Source organism: Flavobacterium sp. 5 (assembly GCF_002813295.1).
GTDB lineage: Bacteria > Bacteroidota > Bacteroidia > Flavobacteriales > Flavobacteriaceae > Flavobacterium.
On the sequence record NZ_PHUE01000001.1, the window covers coordinates 3,234,732 to 3,248,013 of the forward strand.

14 protein-coding genes are annotated in these 13,282 nt (G+C 32.4%); 10 read left to right on the forward strand and 4 right to left on the reverse strand.

Annotated features, from left to right (window positions below):
- Nucleotides 1-4: 4 nt before the first annotated feature.
- The 3 genes from CLU82_RS13460 to CLU82_RS13470 are packed head-to-tail and all read left to right on the forward strand — an operon-like array spanning nucleotide 5 to nucleotide 3,933.
- Nucleotides 5-1,405, forward strand: a complete 1,401-nt coding sequence (locus CLU82_RS13460) for a DUF4960 domain-containing protein (protein ID WP_100843575.1) — start codon at nucleotides 5-7, stop codon at nucleotides 1,403-1,405.
- A 12-nt stretch (nucleotides 1,406-1,417) separates the two neighbouring features.
- Nucleotides 1,418-2,965 carry a glycoside hydrolase family 32 protein gene (locus tag CLU82_RS13465; protein ID WP_100843576.1) on the forward strand — a complete coding sequence of 516 codons (1,548 nt, stop codon included), beginning with the start codon at nucleotides 1,418-1,420 and terminating at the stop codon, nucleotides 2,963-2,965.
- A gap of 38 nt (nucleotides 2,966-3,003) precedes the next feature.
- Nucleotides 3,004-3,933, forward strand: coding sequence for a carbohydrate kinase family protein (locus CLU82_RS13470; protein ID WP_369829031.1), 930 nt, complete (start codon nucleotides 3,004-3,006; stop codon nucleotides 3,931-3,933).
- Nucleotides 3,934-4,067: 134 nt separating this feature from the next.
- On the opposite strand, the gene CLU82_RS13475 is transcribed toward CLU82_RS13470, so the two are convergent.
- Together CLU82_RS13475 and CLU82_RS13480 are read right to left on the reverse strand one after the other, a co-directional pair.
- On the reverse strand, nucleotides 4,068-4,394 hold the full coding sequence (locus CLU82_RS13475; RefSeq protein ID WP_157813357.1) for a SemiSWEET family sugar transporter: 327 nt from the start codon (nucleotides 4,392-4,394) through the stop codon (nucleotides 4,068-4,070).
- Nucleotides 4,395-4,532: 138 nt separating this feature from the next.
- Complete coding sequence (locus CLU82_RS13480; protein WP_100843579.1) at nucleotides 4,533-5,297, reverse strand: XRE family transcriptional regulator; 765 nt, start codon at nucleotides 5,295-5,297, stop codon at nucleotides 4,533-4,535.
- A gap of 130 nt (nucleotides 5,298-5,427) precedes the next feature.
- Between CLU82_RS13480 and CLU82_RS13485 the strand changes: the two genes are divergently transcribed.
- The 6 genes from CLU82_RS13485 (at nucleotide 5,428) to CLU82_RS13505 (ending at nucleotide 10,328) form a co-directional block, all read left to right on the forward strand.
- Nucleotides 5,428-6,807, forward strand: a complete 1,380-nt coding sequence (locus CLU82_RS13485; protein ID WP_100843580.1) for an exonuclease domain-containing protein — start codon at nucleotides 5,428-5,430, stop codon at nucleotides 6,805-6,807.
- A 20-nt stretch (nucleotides 6,808-6,827) separates the two neighbouring features.
- Complete coding sequence (locus tag CLU82_RS20730) at nucleotides 6,828-7,070, forward strand: hypothetical protein (RefSeq protein ID WP_157813358.1); 243 nt, start codon at nucleotides 6,828-6,830, stop codon at nucleotides 7,068-7,070.
- 206 nt (nucleotides 7,071-7,276) lie between these two features.
- Nucleotides 7,277-7,741: a dioxygenase gene (locus CLU82_RS13490; RefSeq protein ID WP_369829032.1), complete on the forward strand. Its 465-nt coding sequence runs from the start codon at nucleotides 7,277-7,279 to the stop codon at nucleotides 7,739-7,741.
- A 172-nt stretch (nucleotides 7,742-7,913) separates the two neighbouring features.
- Nucleotides 7,914-9,371 carry a PLP-dependent aminotransferase family protein gene (locus CLU82_RS13495; protein WP_100843581.1) on the forward strand — a complete coding sequence of 486 codons (1,458 nt, stop codon included), beginning with the start codon at nucleotides 7,914-7,916 and terminating at the stop codon, nucleotides 9,369-9,371.
- 127 nt (nucleotides 9,372-9,498) lie between these two features.
- The gene (locus CLU82_RS13500) at nucleotides 9,499-9,933 is read left to right on the forward strand and encodes a GNAT family N-acetyltransferase (protein WP_100843582.1); all 435 of its coding nucleotides are present in this window, start codon (nucleotides 9,499-9,501) and stop codon (nucleotides 9,931-9,933) included.
- A 113-nt stretch (nucleotides 9,934-10,046) separates the two neighbouring features.
- A complete protein-coding gene (locus tag CLU82_RS13505; RefSeq protein WP_157813360.1) occupies nucleotides 10,047-10,328 on the forward strand; it encodes an NAD(P)H-dependent oxidoreductase in 282 nt (93 codons plus the stop codon).
- 174 nt (nucleotides 10,329-10,502) lie between these two features.
- On the opposite strand, the gene CLU82_RS13510 is transcribed toward CLU82_RS13505, so the two are convergent.
- Entirely contained in the window at nucleotides 10,503-10,937 is a 435-nt protein-coding gene (locus tag CLU82_RS13510) for a DoxX family membrane protein (RefSeq protein ID WP_100843584.1), read from the reverse strand.
- Nucleotides 10,938-11,277: 340 nt separating this feature from the next.
- Entirely contained in the window at nucleotides 11,278-11,874 is a 597-nt protein-coding gene (locus CLU82_RS13515) for an RNA polymerase sigma factor (protein ID WP_100843585.1), read from the reverse strand.
- A 255-nt stretch (nucleotides 11,875-12,129) separates the two neighbouring features.
- On the opposite strand from CLU82_RS13515, the gene CLU82_RS13520 reads away from it, so the two are divergent.
- A complete protein-coding gene (locus CLU82_RS13520; protein ID WP_100843586.1) occupies nucleotides 12,130-13,281 on the forward strand; it encodes a FecR family protein in 1,152 nt (383 codons plus the stop codon).
- Nucleotide 13,282: the final 1 nt, after the last annotated feature.

The following is a 13,282-nucleotide window of genomic DNA, read 5'->3' on the forward strand; positions in this document are numbered from 1 at the left end:
TTATATGAAAAAACTAATAGATAAAACTTGGACCAAAGTGTCTATGATACTCGCATTACTATTCATTGTTTCAGCCTGTAGTGACAGTTTTGAAAATGGAGGTTTTGATGTTGATTCGCCTGCAAATACTACTTCATTTTCTTTAAATGGAGTAGCAGGGCAAATTGATCAAAAGACAGGAAAAATTAATGTAACGATGCCTTATGGATCTGATATTACAGCTATAATTCCAAAGGTAGTTTTAGAGGAAGGAGCTACTTCAAATTTGGATACAACAACTCCAATAGACTTTACAACTCCGGTTAAATATAGAGTGATTAATGGTAACTTGTTTAAAGATTACACAGTAAGTGTAATGGTTTTGAGCCCGATTAAAAGTTTTACTATTAACGGTATGCCAGCAACAATCAATGACGTTAGTAAAACCATATCACTAACATTACCAGAGAATACTGATTTAACCGCATTGAAACCAGTTATTGAAGTAACTCAGGGAGTTGCGATATCACCGACTTCAGGAACAACAATTAATTTTACAGACCCAGTAATTTTCGTAATAACCTCTGATGGGAAAAGTGTTAATTATACGGCTAATGTGGTTTTACCTGTTAAGGGATTAGTAGTTGCATTTTTAGGAACAGCAGCAACTAGAGCTGAAATATCCAATATAGATGAGATTATAGCTTCAAATTGGTTATTTGAAAATTTTAATGGAGCTAAATATATTTCATTTACTGATATTCAAAACGGTTACGATTTAAGTACAATTACTGTTATTTGGTGGCATTTTGATTCGGCTACTAATTTGCCTTCAATTGCCTATAAACCTGAAGTAACTACTGCTTTAAAAAATTATCAAACCAATGGAGGTAATTTATTGCTTACTACGTTTGCTTCACAATATGTAGATGCTTTGGGAATTGTGCCTTCAGGAAAAGGACCTAATAATGTTTTCGGCGATTTCCCTCCAAATGGATTTGTTGATGGTAATTCTTGGGGAATGTCATTTGTAGGTCACGAAAATCATCCTATTTTTCAAGGATTGACAACTTATGAGAGCGGTAAAGCAAATTTATTGCAAGCGGGTACTTTTAGATTAAATCATACTGCCTGGTGGTTTGTTCCGGAATGGGGTGGATATGGAAATGGAGAAGGATGGAGAACTCAAACAGGAGGAACGAATCTAGCTAGTGAAGCATGGGACAATAACCTTGACGGAAGAGTTACTATTGCAGAATTTCCAAATTCAAGTACTGATAAAAATGTAATTGTAATTTCAATGGGAGCGTATGACTGGTATAATGAAACCAACAGCAGCGGAGTACCAAGTCAATCGAATGAATTTATAAATAATATTAAAATTTTGACTCAGAATAGTATTAATTATTTAGCTCAAAATAAATAAAATAAAATAATAATGAAAAACAGAAGTATTATAACGCTGTCGATCGCCTTCTTTTCGCTAATGTCATGTAGTCAAAATGATGATAGCTTTATTGGAGGTTCGATTTCAGGTGGCGAATCAGAAATAAGTAATATTTATCCAGTTCCCCCATCTCAATGGATGGGCGGAACGGATCCTTATTATAGTGAAGGGTATACAGGGGATATTATGCCCTATTTTGAAAATGGTCAATTTCATATTTTTTTCCTGCATGATGCACTAAATAAATCTCCGGGGAAAGGATTTCATGATATACATGAATTTGAGAGTTCTGATTTGGCAACGTTTTCATATAAAGGCAAAATGATTCCTTATGGCAACGCAAATGAAGCAGATTTTGCAGTAGGAACAGGTTCTGTTGTAAAAGTGGGAAGTATGTATTACTTTTATTATACAGGCCATAATGAAATGCCTGCTTTTATGCAGTCAAATGCTCGTGAAAGTGTTCTATGTGCAACGAGTACTGATTTAAAAACATGGAAAAAGAATACTGCATTTAAAATAACTGCACCTGCTGGGTATTACAACTTTGATTTCAGAGATCCGCATGTGTTTTATAATGATGAATTGCAAAAATATTCCATGTTAGTAAGCACACAAACAGAGCCAGGAAGAAAGGCAGTTTTATTGCATTTCACAAGTACTGATCCAGCATCTGGTAAATGGGATGTGCAAGGACCTATTTACACTACAACTGCAGAAGACAATTATTTGATGATGGAATGTGCTGATGTATTTAAGATGGGGAATTATTGGTACTTGCTTTTTTCTGAAAATTGGGGCCAATCAAAAGGGACTCATTACAGAATGGCAAGTTCAATCAATGGACCTTGGATAAAACCTGAAAATGATAGATTTGATGGCGAATATTTTTATGCAGCAAAAACGGCTTCAGATGGAAATAAACGATATGCTTTTGGTTGGTCACCTAGAAAACTACCTGAAAATGATGGTGGAAATAAAGAATGGGCAGGTAATATGGTGATTCATGAGTTGACTCAAGGCACAGATGGAAAATTAGGGATAAAAGCTCCAGAATCTGTGAAAAATCTTTTTACTGAAAATACTGTAATAACACTAGACAATAAGGTAGGAGATGTTACGGTTAGTAACGCAAATTACACTCTTTCTGGTGATGCTAAAGCGACATTCAAATCAATAGGAAAGAAAGCGAAAATAAATGCGAAGTTTACATTAGGGAATACAACTGGTTCTGCTGGATTTATGTTTTATGTTGATGGTACAGAGAATTATTATAAAATTGCCTTTGAACCATCTAATAATCTAATTGTAGGTTACAATTCACAATTACGAACGGAGACAAAAATTCCGTTTAATTTTGAATCGTCTGTTTCTTATACTATTGAAATTATTACAGAAGGCAGTGTATGTGTTTTGTATATTGATGGTAAAGTAGCTTTAAGTAATAGAATTTATGGAAGAGATAAAACCAATTGGGGTATATTTAGTAATGATCAAAATTTTACTATTTCAAACCTAGAAGTGAAAAAAACAAAATAAATTAAAAAGTTTCAATCCGAAAGGTATGTTAATAGTTAATGTATCTTTTGGATTGTACTATAATTGAATGCAATATGTTAAAAATAACTTGTTTCGGAGAAGTTTTATGGGATGTTTTTCCAACTCATAAAAAAATTGGTGGTGCACCGTTGAATGTTGCTATTAGGCTACAGTCATTTGGTAATGATGTGACTATTATTAGCGCTGTTGGAAATGATAAAAGGGGAGATAACTTAATTGATTTTATTAAAGAATCAGGTGTAAATACAGAATTGATTCAGGTAAATTCTGAATATAAAACTGGAAAAGTAAAAGTGATGTTAAATGATAAAGGTTCAGCATCGTATGATATCATGTTTCCAAGAGCGTGGGATAAAATTGAATTGCAAAATAACGCGATTGAAAGAGTAAAGGAATCAGATGCTTTTGTTTTTGGTAGTTTGGTTGCACGTGACGAGCAGTCTAAAGAAACACTTCTTGCTTTAATTGAAACTTCAAAATATGCTGTATTTGATGTGAATCTTAGAAAGCCATATTACACAGCAGAACTTTTAATTTCACTATTAAAAAAAGCAGATTTTATAAAATTTAATGATGATGAGCTTTTCGAAATTAGCCGTTACATGGGATCGAAATATAATTCGTTAGAACAAAATTTACAGTTTATTGCTAATAACACAAAAGCGAAGAGTATTTGTGTGACCAAAGGCAGGCATGGAGCTGTGTTATTGCATCAGGAGAAATTATTTTATAATAGTGGATATGAAATTAATGTAGTAGATACTGTTGGAGCAGGAGATTCCTTTTTAGCTTCGCTTATCAGTAAATTATTAAATAATACAAATCCGCAGGAAGCTATTGATTTTGCTTGTGCAGTAGGAGCATTAGTAGCTCAAAGTGAAGGGGCAAATCCTATTCTTAAAATTGAAGATATTAAACAGTTCATGAATCCTGTAGCTGATAAGTAAAACTGTTATTTAAGGAATGATTACGAATTTGTAAAAAATAGTTTGACGAGGTAGCTTAAAAAAACCGGAGTCAAAAGTCGAGATTAGATAGGAGTAAAGTTATTTTTAAGTAGTTTATTATTACCAAACAGTTTCTATTTTTGCTTTGTTTTTTTAGCTTCTTTTTTTATTTTTTCAGGCAATACGGCACGATGTATTTTACCAATTACTTTTTTGGAAGAATAGTTAAGAATAATAATTGTGATGCTTGTAATACTCGTAAAAGCGTTGGTTAGAATAAGTGGCCAATCTTCTTTCAGTATTCCATAAGTTGCCCATAGTAAAGTTCCTGTGAGCAAAATAAAATAGGTAGTGACAGAAACATGTTCTGTTGACTGTTCTTTTATAATAGTATATGTTTGAGGAATATTAGCAGCTGTGGTAAATAGAGCAGCTAGTATTCCAATGGTGTAAGTATCCATAACAGTTGTTTTTAAGTAATTAAACATGCCAAATTTAAGTAGTTTTAGTATTGACTTTGTTATAGATATTTGTTTGTATATTATAAGATTAAGGTTTTTTAGCAGTCATTTTTAGAATTGAAATATTCAGTCGAAAGATCACTTTCCTTGTTTTATTTCATGGATGTCTCTTTTCAGTTCTAGAAACATTTCTTTTACAGTATCTGCTTCTGATGTTAAATGTTTAGCATCGTCTCTCCCTATATGACAAACATATTCCCAAATCTCTAAAATGTCTGAAAGTTTGATTTCATAGGAACTGTAAATAATATTATCTGGAACTACAGTTAGCGAATCCTCATTTTTATTGCCGAGCCGTTTATAGGTAATGCCTTCGCTGGACGTAATAAATATATAGGTTTTGTTCTGCTTTATTTCTCCCAAATTATCTACATATTTTCCAACTACAAATGATTTATTTGTATGCGGCGGCATAGAATCGCCATCAATAGGGAAAGCTCTCATTTTACCTGAACCTAAAAACGGCAGTGCAATTTGTTGCAGATTTTCAATATATTCAGCATCGGCATAACCACTAAGATAGCCAGCCTGTGCTTTGTGTGGAATAATTTCGATGAGGTTGTTGCCGTCTAGGTCAACAGTTATAGGCAAAACAATTCGGTTGTCTTCTAATTGAATTAGATTTTCAATGGAGATTTTCCGTAAATCAACCGTTAAAAGCAAATCGATACTGATGTGGTAATAGCGTGAAATAGTAACTAGCGTTTCCGCAGGTGGCGTGTTTTTACCATATTCATATTTCTTATAGCGGTCGAGGAGTAAACTCATGCCGCCTGCCACTTCTTGTTGAGATAAATTTCGCTTGCTACGAAGCCATTTAAGATTGTCAGAAATATACAACATACGTTAAAGGGATTTTAAATCCCTACAAATATAGTTTATAAAGTGATTTAACGTCCTAAATTTGTAATATATTTTAAAATTAAGATAATAGGGTAGTTACGAATAAAATAATAGTAGCGATAGATAGTATATGAAAAAGCAGGAATATGCCATAGTAGATATAGAAACTACAGGAGGCAATGCCAAAGGAAGCCGCATTACCGAAATAGCTATTGTTATCCATGACGGTACTAGAGTAATTGACCGTTGGGAAACACTCGTAAACCCGCAAAAAGAAATACCACTTCCTATTTTTGCCTTGACTGGAATTGATAATGATTTGGTACGTAATGCTCCTATTTTTGATGAGGTTTCTGAAAAAATTTTGGAGATGCTGACAGATCGTGTTTTTGTGGCACATAATGTTAATTTCGATTATTCTTTTGTTCGCCATCAATTGGAAGCATCAGGATTTAAATGGACTGCTAAAAAGCTGTGTACCGTTCGGGCAACTAGAAAAATCAGACCAGGACTAAGTTCATACAGCTTAGGAAATCTGTGCAATTCGCTAGATATAAATATAGAAAATCGTCATCGTGCTGGTGGCGATGCTGATGCGACTGCCATATTGTTTTCTAGATTACTGGAATGGGATACGGAAGGAGAGATGGATAAAATGATTAAGAAGACCTCACAGGATCAACGGTTGCCTCCTAATTTACCTCCTCAGGATTTTGATCAATTACCAGAAAAAATTGGAGTTTATTATTTTTATAATCAAGTGAAACAAGTTATCTATGTTGGAAAAGCAGTTAACTTAAAAAAACGCGTGGCTTCTCATTTCAGCGGTCATAATGTCAACGCACAAAGACAGAATTTCTTAAAGGATATTTACGGAATATCGTTTGAAGTTTGTGCTACCGAACTCATGGCTTTATTGTTAGAATGTGATGAAATTAAAAGGCTATGGCCTATGTATAACAGAGCATTAAAACGCTTTGAATCCAAATTCGGTTTGTATGAATATGAAGCCCGAAATGGGTATAAGTATTTGGCAATTGGAAAACTAACCAAGTTTCAAAAATGTATTCAGGAATTCAATAGCCAGTATGATGGGATAACGGTATTACAAAATCTCGCTCAACAGTTTAAAATAGATCATAGATTCTGCCAATATGGAATGTCGATAGTTGGAGAATTTTTCCAAAAGAACGATTTAGAAAATTTGCCTGATGTCGTACATCACAACGGACAGGTAGAAAAAGCCATAAACTTTTTGTTAGGCAATAGGGCTAGTTTTGCAATAATTGATAAAGGAATAACCATAGAAGAACACAGTTGTATTTGGGTCGAAAATGGGCATTTTTATGGTATGGGTTATATTCCTTCAGATGCAGGTTTTACAGAACCTTCAGACATAAAAGATTGCGTTACGCCTTACAAGAGCAATCAGTACATTATGCACCTCATCAATGCCTATGCAGATAAATATCCAGGAAAGGTGAAACGCTTCCAAACCAAAGAAACATAAAACAATAAATATGATTAGTTATGATTCTCTTTAATGATACTGAAATGTTCACATCTGGTAAATCTGGCAAAAAAATATTTGACGTACCGGATGCTGACCTGATGCTTATTGATGGTTTCTTTACTAAAGAAGAATCAGATAATTATTATAATATTTTATTAAACAATACAGTTTGGCATGAATATGAAATGTCCATGTACGATAAAATTGTTACAGCTCTTCGAATGGTTGCTTGGTATGACGACGCAGACTCAAGAATCTAAATCAATTTTATGTATTTCTGCTCAACTGGTATATCAAAGGTACAAAAGTTACGGCTATGGAATTACCCAGAACTATTCATGATTTTGGTGATTTTCCAAAGGCTTTATTTGATGTCGAGTATCCTGCAGAAGGAAGTCCGGAATTAGCCAAATAAACACAGCGTATTTTAAGCCCTGCCTTAGTAGAACTTGATGAAGAATGGGGTATGGATAATGGAGCTTGGTCAGTTATTATGCAGCTCTATCCCAATGCCGATGTTCCAGTTATACAATTGAGTATCGATTATACAAAACCTGCTCAATATTATTTTGAGCTGGCTAAAAAATTAAGTGCATTGCGATACAAAGGCATTTTAATTGTCGGTAGCGGAAATATCATTCATAATTTGAGACTTGCAGATTTTCCGAATATAGGAAAAGAGAATTATGGTTTTGATTGGGCTTTTGAAGCCAGAAAAGAGATTAACAGTCTTTTATTAGATGGAAATTATCAATCTCTTATTGATTATCATAAACAATCTAAAGCATTACAGCTCGCTATCCCAACACCTGATCATTACCTTCCTTTAATTTACACGTTGGCACTTCAGGATAAAACAGATTCATTAACATTATTTAATGATAAGATTGTAGCCGGAAGTTTAAGTATGACCAGTGTAAAAATTGATTAACATAATTTAGAGTAATGAAGTAGTTTTAATAATCAGTATAAACTTTATTTGGCAGATTATTTTTGTTCTAAAACAGATTGGAACCAGAAAATTTCAGATTAGTAGTCCAGTTTTTGTTATATTTGATAGCCACTTTCTATTAAACGTATTTGATTTCTTTAAATAACCTGATATGCTTCCATATAAAAACCTTATAATTATTGACAAAAAAAATACTTTACCCGTTTATCGTCAGGTTTCGCTTCAGTTTATTTCTTTAATACAAGAAGGAAAATTATCTCCTGGAACTTTGTTGCCAAGCACCCGTGTATTGGCTTTTGATTTACAGCTTCACAGAAAGACAATAGTAGCTGCTTATGATATATTAGTGTCTGAAGATTGGGCGGATAATTTACCACGCAAAGGGTATAGAGTTTCACCAGATTTACCGGTAGTCAGACCTCGATCCTATAATAGTAAGAAGCTAAGTCCTTTTGCAAATAATGCCAATTTTGATTTCGAAAGATTGGAACCTTTAGTACATCAAGTTATTTCATTAAATAAAGGGCCTTTAGTAATTGATGATGGTTTTCCTGATATTTCTCTTTTGCCAACAAAAGTTATATCAGAGCAATTTAAAAAATCTTTGGATAATGCTGCTAGGGGCAAAAATACAGGCTTTAATTTAAATGAAGTTTCCAATTTTAGAATATCCCTGCATTCTTTTCTAAACCGAACTAGAGGGATAGATATGGGAATTGAAAATTTGTTTACTACCCGTGGAGCACAGATGGCAATTTATATAGCTGCATCACTAATTATAAAACCTGGAGATAAGGTTGTTGTTAGCGAGCCGAGTTATTTTATAGCCGAAGCACTTTTTAAAAAACTTGGTGCCGAACTTATTCGTATACCCATGGATGCAGATGGTATGTGTACAGAAGAATTGGAAAAAATTCTCAAAAAAGACAGCATAAAATTATTATACATTATTCCTCATCATCATCATCCGACAACTGTAACGATGAGTGTTGAAAGACGTCAGCATTTAATGCAAATTATTAACACCCATAATTTTGCAGTTATTGAAGATGATTATGATTATGACTTTCAGTTTAAATATGATCCATACCTACCACTAGCTACTGGTGATCACGGTGGGAATATTATTTATATAGGGTCGCTTACAAAGGTTTTGGGGGCTCCTTTCAGACTTGGTTATATAATTGCGACGGAAGAATTTTTAAAAGCCGCTACTACACTTCGAACACTCATTGATTTAAAGGGAGATTTCATAATGGAAGAGACTGTTGCTGGACTTATAAATAATGGTGATCTAGCCCGACATATCCAAAAAACCAACAAGTTGTACTCACAAAGATGTGATGTCCTCTCAGATTTGATAATTGATGAATTGGGAGATAAAATTACTTTTACAAAACCAACTGGTGGAATGGCACTCTGGCTAAAGCTTAAGCCCGAATATAATTTATTGCAAGTTATCAAAAAAGCGAATCTCAAGGGGCTTACCATGACAGGAAGTTCTTACTGTGTTGGAAAAGATGCACATTTTAATGCTTTTAGATTCGGATTTGCATCATTAGATGAACATCAATTAGCAGATGCTGTTCATATTTTAAAAAAACAATAGAAACTATTTAGTTTAAAATATAATATGCTTTCTATAACTTGTTGGACTATCTTTTTAATTTGATCTGGTACCTTAAGCACGCTTAATTGTCTTCTAATTTTGACCATGAACAATTAAAATTATTAATATGGACATATTAAATTTGAAAACTTCGGGTGATATAGAATTTGCTAGAGAAGTTATTTTGCAATTTAGAACTAACGTTGATTCCAATTATCTCGTTGAACAAGTTAGTGAAATGATTAAAAATGAAAAATTTCAATTAGCATGTATACCAACTGACGACGGAAAAAAAGCTGCAGCTTTTGTGGGATTTAGAGTTATGGATATGCTAAGAACTGGTAAAATCATTTATATAGATGATCTTTTTACATTATCAGAATATCGTGGACGTGGATATGCCGCTGAACTCTTGGATTATGTGGATCAAGTAGCAAAAGAAAATGACATTAAATCAGTTCATCTTGACAGCGGATTTACTTTGCATACAGCACATAAACTTTATCTAACTAAAGGTTATATCTTAGGATGTCATCATTTTGTAAAAACCCTTAAAATATAATCTATTTGTTGTTTTGTCATAAATCAAAAAATGAAAAAAAAATTAATATTAAACTCGAGCCCTCGCGAGAGCAGATCTCATAGTAGAAGACTAACGGATGTATTTATTGAATCTTGGAAGCAGCATGTACTAAATACTTCTATTATATTGACCAAATTGTAAGGGTAAACAAAACATGGGTACTAAATCCAAATGACAATTTGAATCCATATATTGGGCAATTAAAAAATAAAACATTGTTTTTACTGCTATCAAGAGGAGGAGTGGGCTATGAAAAAGGAGAATATAATGAGCATATGAATTTCCAAAGTCCCTATTTGAAAACGGTATTCAATATTATGGGTATAACCGATATTCACGAAGTGGCGATTGAAGGTGAAGCACTTGGCTCATAATACTTTGAGATTTCTGTACAAAAATCAAATACTAAGATCAAAACTCTAATAGATAACTATTTTTTAGAACTTTCGTAGTTATAAAAAAACTTAAAAATAACAAATGATATTAGCCAGATTGTTTAGTAGTGATAATAAAAAGGGAAGCAACTACTGTGCTTCCCTTTTTATTTTTTATTTTAGAATATTATCGAAACTCCATTTGTAGTTATCCAGTCTTGAAAGCACCAGACATGCTCCAGTAAAGACAAAAACAGGATATTGAAAAGGGGCATAAATTCCCTGAGTTGCCATCATACATATTGCAAAAGATAATGTTATAAGGGCTCCGCCAAGTGAAGCTAATTTTATTTTGAATCCTAATAATAAGCAGATTCCTATGGTTGCTTCAGCCAAACTTGCTGTAAACCCCATTACATTAGCTGCAGACCTACCTAAAAAAGGCATTAGAGAATTTGTATAGTCTATAAAATGTGTCCAGTCTCCCCAGGCTACTTTGGTTGAACCAGGTTTGTCGATCCATCCAATTCGATCCATTACTGGAAGAATAAAACCTAGTCCAAGGGCAAAACGTAAAAACAATTGTGGAATTTCGTTTGTATTTTTCATGTTCATTGAAAATTTATAAAGATTTTAATTGCTGATTATTTCAGCTAATCAAATTTAACAATGATTGAATATAGAGTTTTGGACCAGAATAGGTTTCTTTAGTAGTCCAGTTTTTAAATCAGCGATTGATCTTGTCTTAAAAACTTATAATGTTGTTTTAAATAGATTATTACTGAGGGAAAAGTAAAAAAATGCCTTAAGAAACAATTAGGTGCTTGAATTCTAATTGGTAAAGTAATTGAATAACAAGTTCATTAAAAATAACAATATTCTAGAATCTAATTTTTTTTTAATTGCAAATTATTACATTTTTGACATCTCAATGAAACATGGGGTTTTGTCAAAGAAATATCTGTTTTTTTCCAAATAATAAAAACAGAAAACTTTTTATCTTTTCCTCAAGTGATAAACGCAGTATACTGAAAGCTTTTGTAATTTGTGCTTCTACCGTTTTAATAGAAACATCTAAGTGTTCAGCTATTTCAATATTTGTTAAACCTTCTTTTTTGCTTAAAATAAAAACTTCTTTGCATTTTGTTGGTAGATTTTGAATTTCGTTGTTGACAACATTTAATAGTCTTTGAAACGATTCAGAGTCATCTTCTTGAACAATACTGTTCAAAGCATCATAATAAGATTTTTCAAGTGAGAATAAAGATTGATTTTTTCGATATAAATCAATGAATTCGTTATATACTAATTTATAAAGAAAGCTTTTTATTGCGTGATCCGACTTTAATCTAGTACGCTGTTCCCATACTTTTATAAAAACATTTTGAACAATATCTTCTGCGCTATAAATATTTTTAACCAAGCTATTGGCGTAAACACAAAGTTTATGATGATAGGTATCAATTAAGTACGTGTAGGCCTTTTCATCTCCATTTTTAAGAGACTCTATTAGTTTATCATTTTCATTGTAATCATCTGTTTTCATGAAAACAAATATATAAATTTATAATTTTTAAGGGTAAAAACATTGGGTTTTTTCCCAAAAAACTGCTTTTAATTTAGTTTAAATTAGAATTTTATTACAAATTGAAAACAACTTCAAAAGAAAAGAATTGCTCCTTAAATTTTTATTGAATGAAAGAACTTCTAAATCAATAAAAAATCATCAAAATGAAAAAAACTTTATCAAATTGTTAGGGTTTTCCTTTTTAGCTTCGTAATAGTATTAAAAACAGATAAAATGACAGTGAAAAAGTCAGAACGGTTAATTGTGAAATTTATCACAAATCAGGCAAGTCAAGAAGAAATTGAGGCTTTGACTAAATGGCTTGAAGAACGAGATAATCAAATTATGTTTAAGGATTTTGTAAAAACCAATTTTGCAATAGATGCTGCGATGAATACATTTGATTCAATTGGAGTTAGAAAACTATTATCGGAAAGAATTCAGTCAGAAAATAATGTTTTTGTTAAGACAAGATTTTCATCTTACTATAAATACGCCGCAATTTTAGTTATGGCATTAGGAAGTTTTTATTTCTATACCAATGGTAATTTATCTAAATCTAATAAAAATGTTATTGTCCCAAAAGTAGATGAAATTGTTTTGCAATTGGATAATGAATCTAGGGAAACACTTGATCCTTCAGATAGCAGAGATCTGACAGATAAGTTTGGGAAAGTAATAGGAAAACAAAATAAAGGAAGATTGGTTTATACTGATGCTTACACAGGGGGAAAATTAGTTTACAACACACTAAGAATTCCTTACGGGAAAAAGTTTGAAGTTCAATTATCGGACGGAACAATTGTACATCTAAATTCAGGATCGTACTTGAGATTTCCGGTTAAATTCCTTAAAGATCAAAACAGGCATGTAGATTTAATTGGTGAAGCTTATTTTGAAGTTGCAAAAGACAAAAAGCATCCTTTTACTGTAAATGCTCAAAATGTAAATGTAGAAGTTCTCGGCACGAAATTCAATGTAAGTACATATACCGAAGATGTTTCTACTGATATAGTCTTGGTTGAAGGTAAAGTTTCACTTTATAAAGATAAAAAGACGTTAGACAATCAAGTTTATTTGACACCAGGATTAAAAGGTACAACCATAAAAGGGCAACAGAAAATTACAACAGAAAGTGTCAATACAGATTATTATACTGCTTGGGTAACTGGTAGTTTAGTTTTTAAAAATGCTTCGTTTGACGAAATCATGAAAAAACTTGAACGTAATTACAATGTTACTTTTATCAATAGAAATAAAATATTAGGGAAAGAAATTTTTAATGCTCGATTTGACAATGAACCGCTTGAAGTGGTTTTGAAATATTTTAGTGATAGTTACTCTATTGATTATAAAATAAATGGATCCCAAATCATCATTAAATAAT

Coding starts and splice junctions, on each gene's coding strand:
- CLU82_RS13460 (WP_100843575.1), top strand. CDS start 5: ATGAAAAAACTAATAGATAAAACTTGGACCAAAGTGTCTATGATACTC.
- CLU82_RS13465 (WP_100843576.1), top strand. CDS start 1,418: ATGAAAAACAGAAGTATTATAACGCTGTCGATCGCCTTCTTTTCGCTA.
- CLU82_RS13470 (WP_369829031.1), top strand. CDS start 3,004: ATGTATCTTTTGGATTGTACTATAATTGAATGCAATATGTTAAAAATA.
- CLU82_RS13475 (WP_157813357.1), bottom strand. CDS start 4,394: ATGGATACTTACACCATTGGAATACTAGCTGCTCTATTTACCACAGCT.
- CLU82_RS13480 (WP_100843579.1), bottom strand. CDS start 5,297: ATGTTGTATATTTCTGACAATCTTAAATGGCTTCGTAGCAAGCGAAAT.
- CLU82_RS13485 (WP_100843580.1), top strand. CDS start 5,428: ATGAAAAAGCAGGAATATGCCATAGTAGATATAGAAACTACAGGAGGC.
- CLU82_RS20730 (WP_157813358.1), top strand. CDS start 6,828: ATGATTCTCTTTAATGATACTGAAATGTTCACATCTGGTAAATCTGGC.
- CLU82_RS13490 (WP_369829032.1), top strand. CDS start 7,277: ATGGATAATGGAGCTTGGTCAGTTATTATGCAGCTCTATCCCAATGCC.
- CLU82_RS13495 (WP_100843581.1), top strand. CDS start 7,914: ATGCTTCCATATAAAAACCTTATAATTATTGACAAAAAAAATACTTTA.
- CLU82_RS13500 (WP_100843582.1), top strand. CDS start 9,499: ATGGACATATTAAATTTGAAAACTTCGGGTGATATAGAATTTGCTAGA.
- CLU82_RS13510 (WP_100843584.1), bottom strand. CDS start 10,937: ATGAAAAATACAAACGAAATTCCACAATTGTTTTTACGTTTTGCCCTT.
- CLU82_RS13515 (WP_100843585.1), bottom strand. CDS start 11,874: ATGAAAACAGATGATTACAATGAAAATGATAAACTAATAGAGTCTCTT.
- CLU82_RS13520 (WP_100843586.1), top strand. CDS start 12,130: ATGACAGTGAAAAAGTCAGAACGGTTAATTGTGAAATTTATCACAAAT.